This window comes from Fulvivirga marina (genome assembly GCF_016775155.1).
In the GTDB taxonomy this organism is placed as follows: Bacteria; Bacteroidota; Bacteroidia; order Cytophagales; family Cyclobacteriaceae; genus Fulvivirga; species Fulvivirga marina.
Genome location: NZ_JAEUGD010000067.1, coordinates 457,967 through 476,194, shown reverse-complemented (window position 1 = coordinate 476,194; position 18,228 = coordinate 457,967). Strand labels below are relative to the sequence as shown.

Annotated in this window: 15 protein-coding genes; 8 read left to right on the top strand and 7 right to left on the bottom strand. The window is 40.2% G+C overall.

Annotated features, from left to right (window positions below; all coding sequences use genetic code 11):
- Positions 1-74: 74 nt before the first annotated feature.
- Complete coding sequence (locus tag JMN32_RS26225; RefSeq protein ID WP_202859381.1) at positions 75-683, top strand: hypothetical protein; 609 nt, start codon at positions 75-77, stop codon at positions 681-683.
- Here the strand turns inward: JMN32_RS26225 and prmC are convergent.
- Positions 663-1,541 (bottom strand): peptide chain release factor N(5)-glutamine methyltransferase, encoded by an 879-nt coding sequence (gene prmC, locus JMN32_RS26220; protein WP_202859380.1) that lies wholly within the window; start codon positions 1,539-1,541, stop codon positions 663-665. The two genes, JMN32_RS26225 and prmC, sit on opposite strands and share 21 nt — an antisense overlap.
- A 145-nt stretch (positions 1,542-1,686) precedes the next feature.
- Between prmC and ribD the strand changes: the two genes are divergently transcribed.
- Positions 1,687-2,715: a bifunctional diaminohydroxyphosphoribosylaminopyrimidine deaminase/5-amino-6-(5-phosphoribosylamino)uracil reductase RibD gene (gene ribD / locus JMN32_RS26215; protein WP_202859379.1), complete on the top strand. Its 1,029-nt coding sequence runs from the start codon at positions 1,687-1,689 to the stop codon at positions 2,713-2,715.
- Positions 2,708-3,190 carry a GAF domain-containing protein gene (locus JMN32_RS26210; RefSeq protein WP_202859378.1) on the top strand — a complete coding sequence of 161 codons (483 nt, stop codon included), beginning with the start codon at positions 2,708-2,710 and terminating at the stop codon, positions 3,188-3,190. Before ribD ends, JMN32_RS26210 begins: the two co-directional genes overlap by 8 nt.
- Here the strand turns inward: JMN32_RS26210 and JMN32_RS26205 are convergent.
- From JMN32_RS26205 to JMN32_RS26185, 5 genes are all read right to left on the bottom strand, one after another.
- A complete protein-coding gene (locus tag JMN32_RS26205) occupies positions 3,187-3,846 on the bottom strand; it encodes a phosphatidylserine decarboxylase family protein (RefSeq protein WP_202859377.1) in 660 nt (219 codons plus the stop codon). The genes JMN32_RS26210 and JMN32_RS26205 overlap by 4 nt on opposite strands.
- Positions 3,847-3,867: 21 nt before the next feature.
- Positions 3,868-5,142, bottom strand: a complete 1,275-nt coding sequence (locus JMN32_RS26200) for a Glu/Leu/Phe/Val family dehydrogenase (RefSeq protein WP_202859376.1) — start codon at positions 5,140-5,142, stop codon at positions 3,868-3,870.
- A gap of 70 nt (positions 5,143-5,212) precedes the next feature.
- Entirely contained in the window at positions 5,213-6,043 is an 831-nt protein-coding gene (locus JMN32_RS26195) for a phosphatidate cytidylyltransferase (protein WP_202859375.1), read from the bottom strand.
- Complete coding sequence (locus tag JMN32_RS26190; protein ID WP_202859374.1) at positions 6,024-6,233, bottom strand: putative signal transducing protein; 210 nt, start codon at positions 6,231-6,233, stop codon at positions 6,024-6,026. The genes JMN32_RS26195 and JMN32_RS26190 overlap by 20 nt, the downstream gene beginning before the upstream one ends.
- Positions 6,234-7,166, bottom strand: a complete 933-nt coding sequence (locus JMN32_RS26185) for a CPBP family intramembrane glutamic endopeptidase (RefSeq protein WP_202859373.1) — start codon at positions 7,164-7,166, stop codon at positions 6,234-6,236.
- Positions 7,167-7,289: 123 nt separating this feature from the next.
- Here JMN32_RS26185 and dusB point away from each other — a divergent pair, with 123 nt between their 5' ends.
- The 5 genes from dusB (at position 7,290) to JMN32_RS26160 (ending at position 15,616) form a co-directional block, all read left to right on the top strand.
- Positions 7,290-8,279 (top strand): tRNA dihydrouridine synthase DusB, encoded by a 990-nt coding sequence (gene dusB, locus JMN32_RS26180; RefSeq protein WP_202859372.1) that lies wholly within the window; start codon positions 7,290-7,292, stop codon positions 8,277-8,279.
- Positions 8,280-8,376: 97 nt separating this feature from the next.
- Positions 8,377-9,285, top strand: coding sequence for a DMT family transporter (locus tag JMN32_RS26175; protein ID WP_202859371.1), 909 nt, complete (start codon positions 8,377-8,379; stop codon positions 9,283-9,285).
- 257 nt (positions 9,286-9,542) lie between these two features.
- Positions 9,543-12,755, top strand: coding sequence for a SusC/RagA family TonB-linked outer membrane protein (locus tag JMN32_RS26170; protein ID WP_202859370.1), 3,213 nt, complete (start codon positions 9,543-9,545; stop codon positions 12,753-12,755).
- A 12-nt stretch (positions 12,756-12,767) separates the two neighbouring features.
- Positions 12,768-14,138 (top strand): SusD/RagB family nutrient-binding outer membrane lipoprotein, encoded by a 1,371-nt coding sequence (locus JMN32_RS26165; RefSeq protein ID WP_202859369.1) that lies wholly within the window; start codon positions 12,768-12,770, stop codon positions 14,136-14,138.
- A 47-nt stretch (positions 14,139-14,185) separates the two neighbouring features.
- On the top strand, positions 14,186-15,616 hold the full coding sequence (locus JMN32_RS26160; protein ID WP_202859368.1) for a hypothetical protein: 1,431 nt from the start codon (positions 14,186-14,188) through the stop codon (positions 15,614-15,616).
- A 265-nt stretch (positions 15,617-15,881) separates the two neighbouring features.
- On the opposite strand, the gene JMN32_RS26155 is transcribed toward JMN32_RS26160, so the two are convergent.
- The gene (locus JMN32_RS26155) at positions 15,882-18,047 is read right to left on the bottom strand and encodes a PAS domain-containing protein (RefSeq protein WP_202859367.1); all 2,166 of its coding nucleotides are present in this window, start codon (positions 18,045-18,047) and stop codon (positions 15,882-15,884) included.
- Between the last annotated feature and the right edge of the window lie 181 nt (positions 18,048-18,228).

Sequence of the window (18,228 nt, the reverse complement as noted above, 5' to 3'; positions counted from 1 at the left end):
TTATATATACAAAAAAGAATAATTAGGCTTGTCTAAAAATATACAGTGATAACTCTTTTTATTAGATTTGAAGTATGTCATCACATCATTTTGTAAGAGAAGACCAGGAGCCGGCAGTGTTTGTTTTAGAGCAAGTAAACCAGGGTATTTTATTTCAACTTCTAGAGTGGAGCCCCAGGCTTATAGTTGCTCAGAAAGCTGTGGAGCTAATTACAAGTTTGGGTGTGAAAATTGACGTAGTACTTTGTGATGAAGATTTGTGTGATAATTTTCGGGATATGTTGGCTTTTCAGATGCCAGTCCGGTTCGTTGTGATGGAGCAAAACGAAACTTGTTATGCTCAGGGGATATCTTTTCTTGTGCGTCAAGGCTGTAAAGCAGTACATATACTTGGGGAAATACCTTACGAGGAAATGAAGCAGCTATCGGTTGCGTTTCCCTTAGACATTGCTGTTTGGAATAACGATTACAAATGGAATTGTTGTCGTTCAGGTCAATTCCGTAAATGGGTGACAGCAGGAAGTTCTTTTATAATAAATGCTAGAGAGCAGATAAAATTTCAGGTAGATACGACATTCAAGCGACGCTTGGTGCATGACGACCTAATTGTTGATTTGTTAGAAGATGGAATGATATCCTTTCAATGTATGGGCCCTTTTTGGCTAGGAGAGTACATTAACTGAATTTGAAGCTCTTACAATTCTATCTTTGCCATGTAGGTCTTTGACTATTTGTACATTCGAGTAATCCATAACCTCCAGCAAGGCCTGTACTTCCTTGCCGAATCGCTCATTGATTTCGAAATATAATACTCCATGTTCCTTCAAAGTACTCTTGGCTAGTTCAGCAATTCGTCGGTAATATAGCAGTGGGTCGGAGTCTTCAACAAACAGTGCCATTGCAGGTTCATACTTTAGTACGTTAGGTTTCATCTGTAGCCTGTCATTTTCGGTCACATATGGAGGGTTGCTTACTATAACATCCAAAGTTTGAACTGGTATAGGTTCATTTAAAATATCAATAAGCATAAATTCAACTTGAATACTATGGAGTTGTGCATTTTTACGGGAAACCTTTATAGCACGGGGGTCATAGTCAATAGCAAAAGCCCTGGAGCCTTTCAGCTCTTTCAGTAAGGTGATAGGTATACAGCCTGTTCCAGTGCCAATATCCAGAAATTTGATTTTCTTTCCATGGTTCTCCTTAATGATTAGTTGAACCAGCTCTTCTGTTTCTCCACGAGGTATCAGAACTCCTCGGTCTACCTTAAACTCGCGACCATAAAACTCTGTTTTTCCGATGATATACTGTATAGGCTCATGGGTATTTATTCTTTTAATGAACTCTTTGAGTTCTTTTTCCTTTGAGTTGCTCACGTTGATGGATCTGTCTAGTATAATCTCGGCTCTGTCCATACCGAAAACGTGCTCCATTACCAGGTAAGCAATGCTCTGAATTTCTTCTACGCTCTCTTCCAGATGAATTCCATCAATGATATATTTAAAAAGTTTCTTAGGTGAGTCTGGAATATTGCTGGACATGATGGTTTATAATGAGTTGTGAGTTTGTTAACATTGTAAGGTTAACACAATTCTAGATAATTCGCCATAAAAATATTGATGATGGATTTGTATTGAGATATCAAATGATGTAAATACGAAGCCTGAAGTAACCCCAAGCAGCAACATGCATAATGATGAACTATACATACGGCGAGCCTTTGACTTAGCTTTGTTAGGACTTGGCAATGTCAGCCCTAATCCATTGGTTGGGTGTGTAATTGTCCATAACAATAAAGTAATTGGTGAGGGCTGGCATAAGAAATATGGCGGAGCACATGCTGAGGTTAATGCCATTGATAGTGTAGTTGATAAAGGCCTATTGCCAGAAAGTACTGTATATGTAAGCCTTGAGCCTTGTGCACACTTCGGAAAGACACCACCATGCTCTGACCTTCTTGTCCGGAGTGGAGTAAAAAGAGTAGTGATATCGAACATTGATACTAACCCCTTAGTAGGAGGGAAAGGAGTAGAAAAGCTTGAAGATGCCGGAATAGAAGTGGTTACTGGTATATTGGAACGTGAAGGTTTAGAGATCAATCGGCGCTTTTTTACAGGGCTGAAAAAAGGACGACCTTATATTATTCTTAAATGGGCAGAAACTTCCGATGGTTTTGTGGCAAGAAAGAATTATGATTCAAAGTGGATCAGTAATGAGACCAGTCGGAAACTGGTTCATAAATGGAGGGCTGAAGAAGACGGTATCATGGTTGGTCCCAATACAGCCTATTATGATGACCCCTCCTTAAGTGTGCGTGATTGGACCGGAAGAAACCCGGTAAGAGTTGTTATAGATAGAAAATTAAGATTACCTCAAAGTCTGAAATTATTTGATGGTTCACAACCAACCATTTGTTATAATTTGAGTTCGAATCAAGAAAGTGAGGGGGTGAAATATGTTAAACTGCCAGACAGCAATTTTCTTGATGAGTTGTTTCTTAATCTTTTCGAACAAAATTTACGTTCGGTGATAGTTGAGGGAGGAGCGCAGTTGCTGAACTTATTGCTAGAGAAAGGAATGTGGGATGAGGCCAGAGTGTTTGTCTCTCCGGCTAAATTCATAGAGGGCATAGAAGCTCCGCGAATATCAGGGCTTGTTGCCGAAGAGATAATTGACACAGATAAATTATTAATATATAAAAACCAAAATGGCTGAAGAATTAATAGTAAATGCTAGCGCAGATAAAAAGGAGAAATATGAGATGCTGTTGCCGCAAATAGAAGGGTTAATTTCGGTAGAAAGTGATTTGATTGCGAACCTTTCTAACATTGCAGCTGCACTGAGGTTCGGAATGAGCTTTTTTTGGGTAGGTTTTTATATAGTAAAGGATGATGAGTTGGTCTTGGGTCCATTTCAGGGACCAATAGCTTGTACACGAATAAGAAAGGGAAAAGGGGTATGTGGAGTTTCCTGGGAGAAAGCAGAGACTCTACTTGTTCCTAATGTCGATGAATTTCCAGGGCATATTGCCTGCAGTTCTGATTCTAAATCAGAGATTGTTTTACCGGCACTTAAAGATGGGGAGGTAGTACTTATCCTTGATGTGGATAGTGATGAGCTTGATAATTTTGATGAAACGGATAAGATATATCTGGAAAGATTAATGAAGTTAATTGAGGCCAAGCTTTAATCCAGCTCGGCCAAAACTGTCATCCCCCCTTTTGTTTTTTGGCCTATGTTAACTTTGACCTTTGCGGTAAGGGGTAAGAATACGTCTACGCGAGATCCAAATTTGATAAAGCCAAATTCCTGACCTTGTTCAAAGTTTTCTCCTTCTTTAACATACCACTTGATGCGTCTTGCCAATGCACCGGCTATTTGCCTCATTAGAACAGACACACCCTTTGGTGTTTTTATTACTACAGTTGTTCTTTCGTTTTCAGTGCTTGACTTAGGGTGCCAGGCTACCAGGTATTTTCCCGCATGGTATTTGAAAAATTCAACTACCCCTTTTACTGGCATTCTATTGACATGTACGTTTACTGGTGACATGAATATTGAAATTTGAATCCTTTTGTCTTTTAGGTATTCTGCTTCAGTTGTTTCTTCAATCACCACAACCTTACCATCAGCTGGTGCTACTACATGACGGTCATTAACAGAGGTAATAACCTTCGGGTTTCTGAAAAATTGAAGGACGAGCAGAAATAGTACAATAGTTATTCCTAAGGTTAACCTGAATATCATAGGTTGATCAGGGAAACCCAAATAGACCATTATGTTAATCACCGAAAGTATGATTAACAGTACTACCAATAAAACTCGTCCTTCTTTATGTATGCTCAATATTAAATACTTTAATTACAATTAATAACCACCACGATACTTGTAAGTCTTTGCTACTTTATCGATGGCAACTATGTAAGCAGCGATTCTCATAGATACATTATACTCTTTTGAAGTGTTGTATACATTATCGAAAGCGTCTTTCATAATCCTGTCCGAACGTCTGTTTACACGTTCACCAGTCCACTTGTAGCCCAGACGGTTCTGTACCCATTCGAAATATGATACGGTAACACCGCCAGCATTAGCAAGAATGTCAGGGGCAACCATAATACCTTTATCGTTGATCACATTGTCTGCTTTTGCTGATGTAGGGCCATTTGCACCTTCAACAATCAATTTTGCTTTAATGCTCTCCACGTTTTGTGAAGTGATCACGTCTTCTGTTGCGGCAGGTACAAGTACATCTACTTCGAGGCTTAGGATTTCATCTCCGCCAATCATTTCCGCTCCAGGGAAACCAGTAAGTGTACCGTTATTACTATTCCTGTATTCAATAGCAGCCTGAATATCAATTCCATTGGCATTGTGGTATGCACCTGAAAGGTCACTGATAGCTACTACTTTTACTCCACGTTCGGCCAGTAAAAGAGCTGCAAATGAACCAACGTTTCCAAAACCTTGAACAGCACAAGTAGCTTTGTAAGGGTTAATTTTAAGTTTTTCCATGGCTGCTAGTGCAGACACCATAACCCCTCTACCTGTAGCTTCAGTTCTTCCTAATGATCCTCCAAGCACCAAAGGTTTTCCGGTTACTACAGAGTTGATGGTCATGCCTTGAGTTCTTGAGTATTCGTCCATTAACCAAGCCATTTCTTTAGGGCCAGTTCCCATATCAGGAGCAGGTATATCTCTGTCAGGGCCGAAGATTTCTACCATTGATAAAGTGTATGCTCTCATCAAACGCTCAATCTCCCCTGATGACATCTCTCTTGGATTACACTGAATACCACCTTTGGCTCCTCCATAAGGAATATCCACTACAGCACATTTCCAGGTCATCCAGGCTGCCAAAGCCTTTACTTCATCAATATTTACTCCCGGGTCAAAGCGAATACCACCTTTTGAAGGTCCAAGAATATTTGAATGTATAACTCGATATCCATCAAATACCCGGATGGAACCATCATCCATGGTTATAGGTAGTGAAACAATAACTTGTTTGGCAGGAGATTTTAGAACATTGTAGACCTCGTCGTCAATTCCTAGTATTTGAGAAGCAATGTGAAACCTTGACATCATTGCTTCAAAAGGATTCTTTTCATCCTTTAGGGGTGCAGGCTCTATATAACCCATATGTTTTGTTTTTTGGTTATTAAAACGATTGCAAATTTAAAGAAATATATATCATTCAAAGCGGCAAACCTTAAAAGATTTTCAAGAAAGTAGTTAGGAAAGGTGCAGAAAGCAAGAGGCCGTCAAAGCGGTCAAGGAATCCTCCATGTCCGGGTATCAATCTGCCTGAGTCTTTGATTTCTATACTTCTTTTGAACAGGGATTCTACCAAGTCTCCATAAGTACCGCCGATAACAATGATGATACCTACACACAGCCATTGCCAGGGCATCAATACATCGGTGGTGTAATGAAGCCCGTAAGCCATAGCCAGAGCCAGGAACAAGCCTCCGACACTACCCTCCCATGACTTCTTGGGAGAGACTCTTTCAAATAATTTTCGGCGCCCAAACCTTACACCAGCAAAATAAGCACCGGTATCATTGGCCCACAAGATTAGCAATGCCCCCAAGATTAACTCGAAAGTGTATTCGCCGGGAAAAAAAGCAACCGTATTTAGAAGTGAAAAGGGTATGGCAACATATAGTATGCCCAAAAAGGTGAAAGCAATTCCTCTGAAAGGTTTTATCTCTTTTTTCTTGTACAGATAGATCAGGTAAATTAAAGTAGCTATTGGGAAAATAGCAAAATAGTATTTTTCATGAATTCGCCCACTTTCTATAAAGAACGATAAAGTGAAAATACAAAGACCACAGAAAGTCCCGAAAGTTTTTAAAGGAAGCATACCATCCAGTCCTACCAGTTTGTAGAACTCGAGTTGGGTGGCAGTGCAAATTGAAATGAAGATGATGAAATAGGTCCATTCGCTGTAACATATTCCGCTGATGATAATTAGCGCTCCAACCAGGGCAGCAATAATCCTTTGTGTTAAATTACTGTACTTATTTAAAATCGATGTCATTTTTTATTATTTGTAGCGCACGTAACACATCCTCAGACGCTACATGTACCTCGTATTGCCCAAAGTTATTTAAGGATGAGTCTCTTTTATTAATTAAGACAGGAGTGATGTTGACTTCTTCCAGAACATCCTTTACAATTTCTGCATGGTAGGATTGATCCGTTTCAAATACTTTTTGCCATCCTTTCATTTAAACTGTTCTTCTAAAAAAATAACTCCTGAAATAGTATAATAGTCCAACGGTAATAATAGCGAATATTAAGGCAGTAGACAAAGGTACAGACTCAGTATTTTCTATGTCGAAACTTACAATTCCCTGCTGGTGAAGGTAAAGAACGACTACTGTAAAACCATTATTAACAAAATGAGCAGTGATTGGAATCCATAGATTTCCTGCCCAATAATATAGGTATCCAAATAGGGCGCCTAAAAGCAGTCTGGGTATAAAACCGAAGAACTGCATATGTATAGTACTAAAAAGTATGGCCGATACCCAAATTGCTATGTGGATGTTTTTGGTCGCTGTATGTAATTCGTTCTGAATAAACCCTCTGAAAAGGAGTTCTTCACCTAGTGGCGCTAGTATGGCAATTACAAAGAACGCCATGGCAAAGTCAAGTGGGCGTTCAAACTTGGTGATAAACAAGGTTATCTCTGCTAATGTATCTTCTTTGGCACGAGCCCACTGTTCAAAACCTTTCATAAACTCAGGAAAGTGAATATTAGCATTCCACTCTATAAATATGGAGTTTACAATCATGAAAGTCATCACTACTCCAAAGGTCAGTGCTATGGGAAGCCAACCAATTGGTTTGCTGAAAAATATACTTAAATCCTTATTTTCTCTGACCCTTAAGTATAGAAATGGGATGACAATCATGCCTAAGAGTGTGCCAAAACCCTGACTTATATATAAGGGAATGCGTAATGAAGAATCTCCAGTAGGGTTGGCAAGTGCTTGCAACATCTCCATCATAGACCCAGGGTAGAAAGGGATAGCTAAAAAAATACCTATCTGTGAGCCAATAAGAGCACCAAGTAATGACAGGCCAAAAATAAAAATTACTGAGGCAGCGGAACTTCTGCCTTCAGATAGGTGTATATTATTATCAAATTTGCTCATAGTTAAGGTTAAATAAGTAATAACAAGCTCTGCATAACTTTTTGAGCTTGCTTTGTATTGCTCATTTGGCGTAAATTTACAGTTTATTTTAAAATCACTTCAGTAAAATTAAGCATTAGGTTAATGGTTAAGATAGGAAATGTAGAGATAGGTGAGTTCCCCTTATTACTGGCCCCAATGGAGGATGTTAGCGACCCACCTTTCCGGGCAGTCTGTAAAGAAAATGGTGCTGACCTAATGTTTACAGAATTTATTTCTTCGGAAGGACTCATCCGCAATGCAGAAAAGAGTGTCCAGAAGCTTGATATATATGACTATGAGCGCCCGATTGGCATACAAATCTTCGGTGACAAGATAGAATCTATGAGAGAGGCTGCAGCAATAGCAGAAGAAGCACAGCCCGAAATGATAGATATAAATTATGGGTGTCCCGTGAAAAAAGTGGCATGCAAAGGCGCCGGGGCGGGTATTCTGCTTGATATACCTAAAATGCAGAAGATGACTGAGGAGATCGTAAAGCAGGTATCTCTTCCTGTAACCGTAAAAACCAGATTGGGCTGGGATGATAGTACCATTAGGATCGTGGAGGTTGCCAAGAGACTACAGGATGTAGGAATTCAGGCCCTTACCATTCACGGTCGCACACGTAAGCAGATGTATAAGGGTGAGGCTGATTGGACTAAAATAGCCGAGGTGAAAAATCACTCAGATATTCATATACCTATATTTGGCAATGGGGATATAGACTCTCCGGAAAAAGCACTTGAATACAAGAATAAGTACGGTGTTGACGGGATTATGATCGGTAGGGCTGCCATTGGTTACCCATGGATCTTCAATGAAGTTAAACACTTTCTGAAAACCGGATCCAAATTACCAGTTCCGGCAATGGCAGACAGAGTAGCTGTAGCTAAGAAGCACCTCAACTTCTCCGTAGAATGGAAAGGAGAACTTACGGGAATTTTTGAAATGCGGCGCCATTATACTAACTACTTCCGAGGTATTCCTAATTTTAAACCTTTTAGAACAAGACTGGTAGAGTCTGAATCTCATTTAGAGCTCATTAATATATTGGACGAGATTAGCGAAACTTTTGAGGAGGTCTACGCATAATAGCAATTTTTGGGTTCTTCATCTGGGGTAATCATCATTATCTTTGCCAAGATACTGGTCGCAAGGATCAGGTTATTTTTTAAATCACCACTGTCTTATGACTAAAGAAAACAACCCTAATCTACTGGCTTGGGGGTTATTACTGATACTGGCTCTTATCTGGGGCAGTTCATTTATTTTGATCAAGCGAGGTTTGGATATCTTTTCGGCAGGTGAGGTTGGAGCTATTCGAATAGTTTCTGCTTCATTGTTTCTATTACCATTTGGCATAAGCCGGTTGAAGACTGTGCAAAAGAAGCACTGGATATTCTTGTTTTCTGTAGGCATGTTTGGAAGTTTCCTACCGGCATTTTTGTTTGCTAAAGCGCAAACACATATTCCCAGTTCCGTGGCAGGGATAATTAATGCGCTTACGCCACTTTTTACAATGATTTTGGGGGCTTTGTTTTTTACCCAAAAGATTACAGCTAAAACCGCTATTGGTCTCATTACCGGCTTTTTAGGTACGGCGGCACTTATTCTGGCTGGTTCAGGAGGTAATGTCTCGGAGTTTAATCTTTATGGGCTTTATGTAGTGCTTGCTACTATATTTTACGGGGCAAATCTTAACATCATCAAGTTTAAAATGCCCGATCTTACTGCAATGGCTATTACCAGTGTATCCTTGCTTATTGTTGGACCCGTTGCCATTACTTATTTATTTGTTTTTACAAATTTTGCTAATACCGTGCAAACGGTTGATGGAGCACTTTTCTCATTAGGAGCAGTAGTTGTATTAGGAGTAATGGGTACTGCCCTGGCGTTGATTTTATTCAATCAGCTCGTTAAAATCACCTCTCCTATTTTCGCCAGCTCCGTGACATATCTGATACCAATAATAGCAGTGCTTTGGGGACTATTGGATGGGGAAAGACTTTACATAGGACATTATTTGGGGCTTGTTTTAATCATCTTGGGAGTCTATTTAGCCAATAGAAACAAAAAACAGAAAATAAAAATAAGGTAGTATTACCCTATAAGTAGGTATGATTTATGGAGTTTTATTAACCCAAATTGGGGTATTATTCGTTGTGTAATCGCGTTTTTTTTGAAAACAGTTGTTTTTGTGCTGTTTTAAGCATTTATTAAAATAACTCACATGCATACCTTTTCCTCCATAATGAGTGATTTATGCTATCTTATCCCTTCTTACCTTGATCATACATAGTATCGGACTTAATCCGGTCTGTGGTTTACTTAAATTCTCAATTAAACCAATATTGTATGAAGAAGATTTTACTATTGTGTTTTGCTGTGGTATTATCCATACCTGTAGCATGGGCACAGGAGCGGGTAGTGTCTGGTAAAGTAACCTCTGAAGAGGACGGCAGTACATTACCCGGAGTAAATGTTCTGGTAAAAGGTACTACCACCGGAACAATTACAGATTTTGATGGTAATTACAAAATTACAGTTCCAGATGAAGCAGAGTTACTGTTTTCATTTATTGGATTTCTCACTGAGGAAGTTCCGGTATCAGGCAGGTCCGTTATAGATGTGTCCCTTACCACTGACATAACTCAGTTGAGTGAGGTGGTTGTTACAGCTGCCGGTATTGAAGCTAACAAACGAGAACTTGGCTACTCCATTCAAAATGTTAATGCTGATGAAGTTAAGAACTCAGGTGAAAATAACTTCGTAGCAGCTCTTAGTGGAAAAGTAGCAGGTGTTCAGGTTACAAGTTCGGGAGGAGCCCCTGGTGCTGCAGCACAAATTCGTATTAGAGGTAACAAGTCCGTTCAAGGAAGCAACGGCCCTCTGTTCGTAGTTGATGGTATTCCCATTGATAACTCGACATTCAACACTTTTGATTCCCCTGAAGATGACGTATCCAGCCTTGGATCGGGTGGTGTGACTAACTCTAACAGGGCGATTGATATTAACCCGGAAGACGTTGCCTCTCTAACTGTTTTGAAAGGACCAGCGGCTACTGTTCTGTATGGTATTCGGGCTGCTAATGGAGCAGTGGTGATCACTACAAAAAAGGGTTCGAGAAATTCTGCTGCCAAAGTGAAATATTCATTTGGCTATAGTATTGATAAGGTTAATAAACTTCCTGATCTGCAAACTGAATACGCACAGGGATCGGTGCAAGGAGGTGTCCCAACTTTTCAGGCTGCCATGACCGGATCAACCCAAAGCCAGAGTTGGGGGCCTTTAATCTCTAGTTTGAGATATGCCAATGAATCTTCTGTTTGGGACCCTAACGGACTGATTGTAACGGCAAGTGATCCAAGGGCTACCAACAGAGTTCCTAATTCTTATAATAATGCGGAAGACTTCTTTGAGAATGGTTCTAACATGACCCATGACTTAAGTGTTTCCGGCGGTACAGAAAAAACCAGTTACTTTTTCTCTGTAGGTCGACTAGACCAAACGGGTATCATGCCAAACAGCGATTTTGCCAGAACGAGTTTCAGGGCAACAACCAGCGCAGAGCTTTTCACAAACTTTACAGCTACTTTATCAGCGAATTACATTCAGTCAGGAGGAAAGCGTGTGCAGAATGGGTCTAACACCTCTGGGGTTATGCTCGGGCTTCTACGGACATCACCATCGTTTGATAATAGTGCCGGTTACATCTTTGAAGACGGTTCGCAAAGAGCCTATCGTGGAGGAAGTATTTATGATAACCCATACTTTACTGTAAATAAAAACTTCACTACAGATGAAGTAAACAGGATCATCGGTTATACCCAGTTGTCATATGATGCGGCTCCATGGCTTAATGTAACCTATCGATTGGGAGTAGATACTTACGGTGATGATAGGATATTTAGAAATGATGTTAATTCATCTAGTGTGCCAGTAGGGCAGGTGATCAATATGACTATTCGCAGCAAGGATATCAACTCAGATTTCTTAATGACTTTTAAGAGGCAATTTTCAGAGAAGTTTGATTTCAATGCTACTGTAGGTCATAATTATTACAAAAAGGATATCCATATTAATCGAATAGATGGGCAAGGGTTGGCTTCACCAGGCTTTTTCAATATTGCCAGTGCTACAGCAGTGAATGTTTCTGAGGGGGTTACAAGAAGAGAGCTTTATGGCTTGTTCGGAACGGTGACCTTAAACTACGATAACCAGTTCTTCCTGAACTTGAGCGGTAGAAATGACTGGTCCTCAACACTTCCTGAAGAAAATAACTCATTTTTCTACCCTGCAGCCAGTGTAGGTTGGGATTTTACCCAGACATTTGGAGTTAGTAGCAGTTTCTTCTCATATGGTAAACTTAGAGCCTCATGGGGACAGGTGGGAAATGATGCTCCATTTGCTGTTACCAATAATGGCTTCGTTCAATCAAGAGTTCGTGATGGGTGGACTACTCCTCAGGGTGTAATCTTCCCTGCGCTAGGTATTAATGCATTTAATCCTAACTCATTGTTGGGTAATAACGAGCTCAAGGCTGAAACTACAACTACCATAGAATTTGGAACGGACTTACAGTTTTTTGATGGAAGAATTGGTTTAGATCTTACCTATTTTAATGCAACCACTACTGATGCCATTCTTAATATAACGATCCCAAGTGCGAGTGGATGGCAGCAGAGAGCGGTAAACTCGGCTGAGCTAACCAATAAGGGGATCGAAGCGGCACTTACTGCAAGCATCATCGATAATAATGCCTTTACCTATGACGTAGCATTAAACTTCACTCGAATCAGAAATAAGGTTGAAAAATTGGCTGAGGGGATTCCATTTATAACTATTGACCCTTTTGGAACGCAGCGTATAGCAGAAGGTGAGCCCTTCGGAATATTCTTCGGAAGCCGATTCCTTCGAGATGAGAATGGTCAAATGGTGATAAACCCTGATGATGGAATGCCTTTTGAAGACTCTACACAGGGAATTGTTGGTGATCCGAATCCTGATTTCCAGATTGGCTTTAGAAATACCTTTAGCTATAAAGGTATTACACTTAGCTTCTTGCTGGATATTAGAGAGGGAGGTGATGTGTATAACGGTACTAAAGGGGTGTTAAATAATTTTGGAGTAGGTGAGGAAACTCTTGACAGAAATGAGAGAGTTATTTTCCCTGGTGTACTTGGAGAGGTTGGCACCGATGGTTCAATAACCCCTACAGCAACTCCGAATAACATTGAGGTTGTTAAGGGAGGAACAGACGGAGGTACAAACTACTATCAGAACTATGGGTTTGTAAACCTTACTGAGCTCACCATAGAAGATGGTTCATGGATAAGAATGAGGGACGTTTCTCTTAACTATAACCTGCCTTCAAGTGCATTGAGCAAGTTACCTTTCAGCGCTGTAAGTGTTGGCTTAACAGCCAGAAACCTCTTCCTGATTACGGATTATACAGGTATTGACCCAGAAACCAACCTGACAGGAGACTCAAGTAACGTTATTGGGTATGATTATTTCAATAACCCTAACACCAAGAGCTATGGCGTAAATGTTAATCTCACTTTTTAAAGAATGATAATTATGAAAAAGATATATAAACAATTATTCATCTTATGTTTTGCCTTTACAATGATGACTTCTTGCGAGTTTGGGGATACCAATGTGGATCCAGCAGTACCTACTGATGTAGCTATGTCAGCATTGTTGCCTTCAGGCGAGGCAGCACTTTCATGGGCTATTGGTGGGGAGATGGTAAGAATTAGTGGGCTGTTGACACAGCAATTCGAAGGAATAAATGCGCAGCAGCAGGATAACTACAAGTATCTTATAAGAGACGCAGATATGGACGGTATGTGGCAGAGAATGTATCACAATTCGTTGAATACCATTAATGTGATTATTGAAAAGTCGCAGGAGCAAAATGCACCTCATTATGAAGGTGTGGCCAAAGTTCTGATGGCTGCTGGCATTGGTGCATTGACAGATGCTTTTGGAGATGTTCCTTATACCGATGCTTTTGGAGGTGATGAAGGAAATTTCTCCCCTACTTACGACACTCAGGAGCAATTGTACACAAATATCATCCCTGGATTGCTGGATGATGCAATTGCAAAACTTAGTGCAGCAGAAAGTGCAGGGGGTAGCCCTGGTTCAGACGACCTTATCTTTGGTGGTAATTTAGATTTATGGATTGCAGCAGCGCATTCGTTGAAGATGAGGTATACTTTCCAAATGGCGAAGAGAGATGCAGGGGCATACGACAATGCATTGACTATGCTGCCTGACGTTATATCGTCTAATGGTGAGGACTTTGAGATGGAATTCGGTTCAGGAGCCAATGAAACCAACCCTCAATATCAGTTTAGTCAAAGTAGGGCTGGTAACATTAAAATGGGTGAATATTTCATCAATGCATTCACCACAGATGATACCCGTGAGGCTTTGTTTATCAATGACATTTTTGAACTTGGTGAAGGAGCGAATGGATACTATACAGTAAGTTCTGCCCCAGTAGTACTCATGAGCTACGTTGAAGTAAAATTCATCGAAGCAGAGTCACATCTGATGAAAGCTGCTCCGGATGAGGCTGCAGCAAAAGTTGCACTTGATGAAGCTGTAAATGCTTCTTTCAACAAGATTACTGGTTCAGTGACACCAGCGGCATATCAGGCTGATCTTGATGCACGTTGGACTGCAGCTGCGGATAAACTTGAGGTGCTTATTGATGAGAAGTATATTGCTACTTACTCTCAAAGCATAGTGGTTTGGAATGACTACAGAAGAACCGGATATCCGGCTTTAGATTTTGTTACTGGGGGTACTAATGCTTTTAACACCAATGGGGAAATACCCAGAAGACTACCTTATCCTCAGGAGGAACGACTACTTAACCTTGCGAACCTTCCTATTAAAACTCCCAATTTACAGACACCTGTATGGTGGGATGAGTAATTTGATCTAATAAAAGGGGTTGCTTATAGTAACCCCTTTTCATGCTTATGAAACGGCTTTTTTTTAAGCTATATCTTTTACTTTTTGCACTCACAATCATAACCTTTCTCGCTAGAGGTACGAGTCTTTATGCTCAGAAATACCCTAAAGGACAGGTTGTTGATACTGTTTGGTGTGCTGGAGATACCTCTCAAAGCTACGCTTTATATTTGCCCTCCAACTACAACCCTCAATATCAGTGGCCTGCAATGATCGTTTTTGAACCCGCTGCACGTGGAGGCCTTCCGGTGAATAAATTCATGTCTGGGGCCGAGGAATTAGGGTACATTTTGATAGGTTCAAACAATTCCCGCAATGGCTCCTGGGAAATAGCTTTTAATGCTGCTGATGCAATATTTTTAGACATATTTGATAGATTTTCAATTGACCCTGACAGGGTTTATACTTCAGGATTTTCAGGCGGTTCCAGAATCGCTACTTCAGTGGCTGTGATCACAGATAAAATTGCAGGGATTGTAGCTTGTGGTGCCGGTTACCCTAACGTGCCACAGTATCAGCCTACAGTCAATAGCAAATTTGTTTATTGTGCCCTGGTAGGTAATCAGGATATGAATTATCTGGAACATTTAAAAGTAGCTGAAGACCTGAAGGGAAAAGGCATATCCAACAATCTCATTATCTTTCCGGCAGGGCATCAATGGCCGCCGGCTTCATTTTTAAAAGAATCACTGTATTGGCTTGAATTTCAGTTTTATAGAAGGGGAGTGGAGACAAATTCATCTTTTTCGCATGAAAAACTATATGACTTGATGAAATATAGGGCTGATAGTGTCTTCCAGAAGGGAAACTTTGTTGAAGCATTAAGAATTTACAAATGTTTGGAGGAGAGCTTTCAGGAGTACATTGATTTGAAGAGCATAACTGAACAAATTTCGACTATTGAAAGGAGCAAAGAATTAAAAAAACAGCAACGTAAGAAAGTGAAATTAAACAGCCTGGAGATGAGTTACAGGTTTAAAATGGGCGAAGCATTTACTGAGCTGACCTTCACCCGCTTTAAATCAGGTAACGATACCTCCTTGAAAGATATGGATTGGTGGAAAAACGAAATTGATCAATTCAAGCGTATGGCAGGTAAGCGTGATGTTTACAAAAGTAATATGGCACTTCGTGTGCTTAACATGATATGGGCCAGGTGTGCTGAGACTAGTTTTACTTATGCTTCTCGGCAAGATTATGAGATGGCCATGATTTTAAACGAGATATGGTTATATGTGGAGCCGGAAAGTGTCTGGGGGCATTGGAGTATGGCCAGGTTGTTTGCACAAACTGGAGATGTTGATGGTACAATAGAACATCTCAAGGCTGTAAAAGAATATCGTCCTGGTATCCCTTTTAAGGCCCTCAGAAGAGATGTCGCATTTGAACAGGTGTATGATCACATTGCAATACAACGGTTACTTAAGGAGAATCCATAATTTTTTAATTCTCGCCCCTTCTTTGTATTTGGCATTATACAAAATGACATCAATATCTAAAGGAATCCAGGGGAGCAGTCATTCTTTTGCTCCCACATTTGAAGATACAGACTAATAAGAATACTAATAAAACTTTATGATGCACTACTTATCAAGGCAAAGCCACTACATCACTCAATCGAGTAGAGGCTAGTTGTTATGTCTATAGTCTTATTGCGGTTCTGAAATTGAATCCAAGGAAGAAAAATAAAAGTACTGGCCACTACTATTTCCCCTTCAGCTTAGCTATTTCAGCAGTCAGCTTTTCTACCTTATCTATTGCTACTTTTTGGTCAGTAATGTCTCTCGATACAACAGTAGCCCCTATGATCTCACCATCTTCATTTCTAATAGGATCGCAATGTACACTTATGAACAACTCCCTATCCTTTAATTCTCTTTTTTCCTCAACGGCAAATTTTTCTCCTTTAAGTGCTCGGTCGTAACGGTTTTTCCATTTTTCCTTATCCTCACCATGCATTTTGTCAAGTATGCTGTCACCAGGGTTTAATGTAATACCCTGCTCTTTGAATCGTTCGCGTAAAACTTTATTGGCAAGTATGACCCGATATTGGGCATCCAGAGCAAAATAGGTGTTTGAAGTACTATTGATCATGGTATCCAAAACGAAGCCTTTCTTTTCCAGTTCTACTTCCATCCGTTTCTTTTCCGTTACATCTCTGGAGAATATAGATGCACCGATGATATTGCCTGATTTTTCTTTTATCGGGTTAATAAAATATTCCCTCCATGTGTCTTCTCCATGTACAGAACTTTTGATGGTGAAGTCAAGCCTTTCTCCAGACATCGCTCTATCATAGTATGCTTTCCATTCTTCGCGAACACTACCTAGCATGTCAAGAGCATTGGACCCTTCCTGCAATCCCTCATACTGGGTGTCAGTGTATCTTGATTTTTGTACGTCATTCATTACCACCACTTTGTAATTTCTGTCTATGGTGATGATAGAATCCGTTGTATTATTGATCAAAGCATTGAGGTTGGCTTCTTTTGCAGTGAGTTCCTTTTGTGTTCGTCCCATCTCCTCCTGAGTAGCCTGCATTTCTTCCATATTCTGGCGCATCTCCTCTTCTTGAGCCTGCATTTCCTCCGTCATCTGTCGGGATTGTTCCAACAACTCTTTTGTGGTCTGGTTAGTTTTAGTGCTTATAATAGTGGATGCGATACTTTCTCCAACTTTTTCAAGAAACTCTATGTCAGTCGGACTAAACTCCTCAAAGGAAGCCATTTCTATTACGCCAACAACCTCTTCATTGGATTTTAGGGGCACTATAAGAAGACTATTTGGTGTTGCCAGCCCTAGGCCTGATGTTATGTTCAGGTAGCCTTCAGGTATATCAAGCATATATATAGTCTCTTTTTCGATAGCCGCCTGCCCTACAAGTCCTTGTCCTACCTCGACTCGCTTCTCCATGAATTTTTTTCTTTCATACGCCCTGCAGGCAGTTAGTTCCAGGTAGGTATCGTCTGTATTATCGTCATTATTCAGTATAAATATACCTCCCTGGTTGGCTTTCATATAACTTACCAGTTTTTCAATAACCTTGTCACATAGTATATCGAGGTCTTCAGCATTATTTCTTAGTATTTCACCAATTGAGGCCAGGCCAACGTTAACAAACTTCTCCTTTGCTTCTCTTTCAGACGCTTCTACCAAGCTGTCACGCATATTCATTAGTGATTCCCCGAGGCGATCTGCCTGATCGGCATTATACTTGGCACTCAGGTTTCCCTGACTTATACTGTCAGAGAAATGAATGTTTGTGTCCATCAGCTTAAGTTGCTCCTCCATTTGAAGGAAGTTCATACCCGTATCTCCGGTCTGTCTTCTTTGCAGGTTTGACCAGAGTATGCACAGGCCTGCGTACAAACCTAAAATAGCGATATGCAGTATGCTGTTCTTTATAGTAAGTTCAGGAAGATTTTCAAAATACATATTATATTCTGAGCCGCTCAATTGTATGTAAAAAAGCAGCAGAAAGGAGATAATGGCATATATTATAGCAGGAAGTAGTACTCTCCAGTCTTCATAAAACAGGAGGACAGTTAAGGAAACAAAATAGAAGAAATGCATCTCATACATACCGTGAAGCTGAATGATGAATTGCGTACCAAAATTCCAAAACAGGAAGCTTACAATAAGCCTGAAGGTCAACTTCCCTGAAAGAAAAGTTTTGGCAAGAAAGTAAAGCCCGAGCGAAATACTACCCATGACGATACCAAAACCCCAGGTGGAGTAAAATATTGATAGGAAAAGACCAAATATAAAGTATCCTACCATGAAATAATGGATAATAGAGTCAGCCTCTTCGTTTACTTTGTTGTGGAATGATTTCAATTGTTCTGCGGAGATCTTCTCAGTTCCTTCCATTTTGCTCTTCACATTTAAAAAATAAGCTGTAATCTAATAATTTTTCGGATTTGAATATAAACAGTCTTGTAGATAATTACAATTTGTGATCAAGCTGCAGCGGGCACTCTGGTAAGTATGGTTTTGGGTAGACTACAGGGGATGGCAGCCAATAACAGAATAAAGCATTAGCAATCAGGAA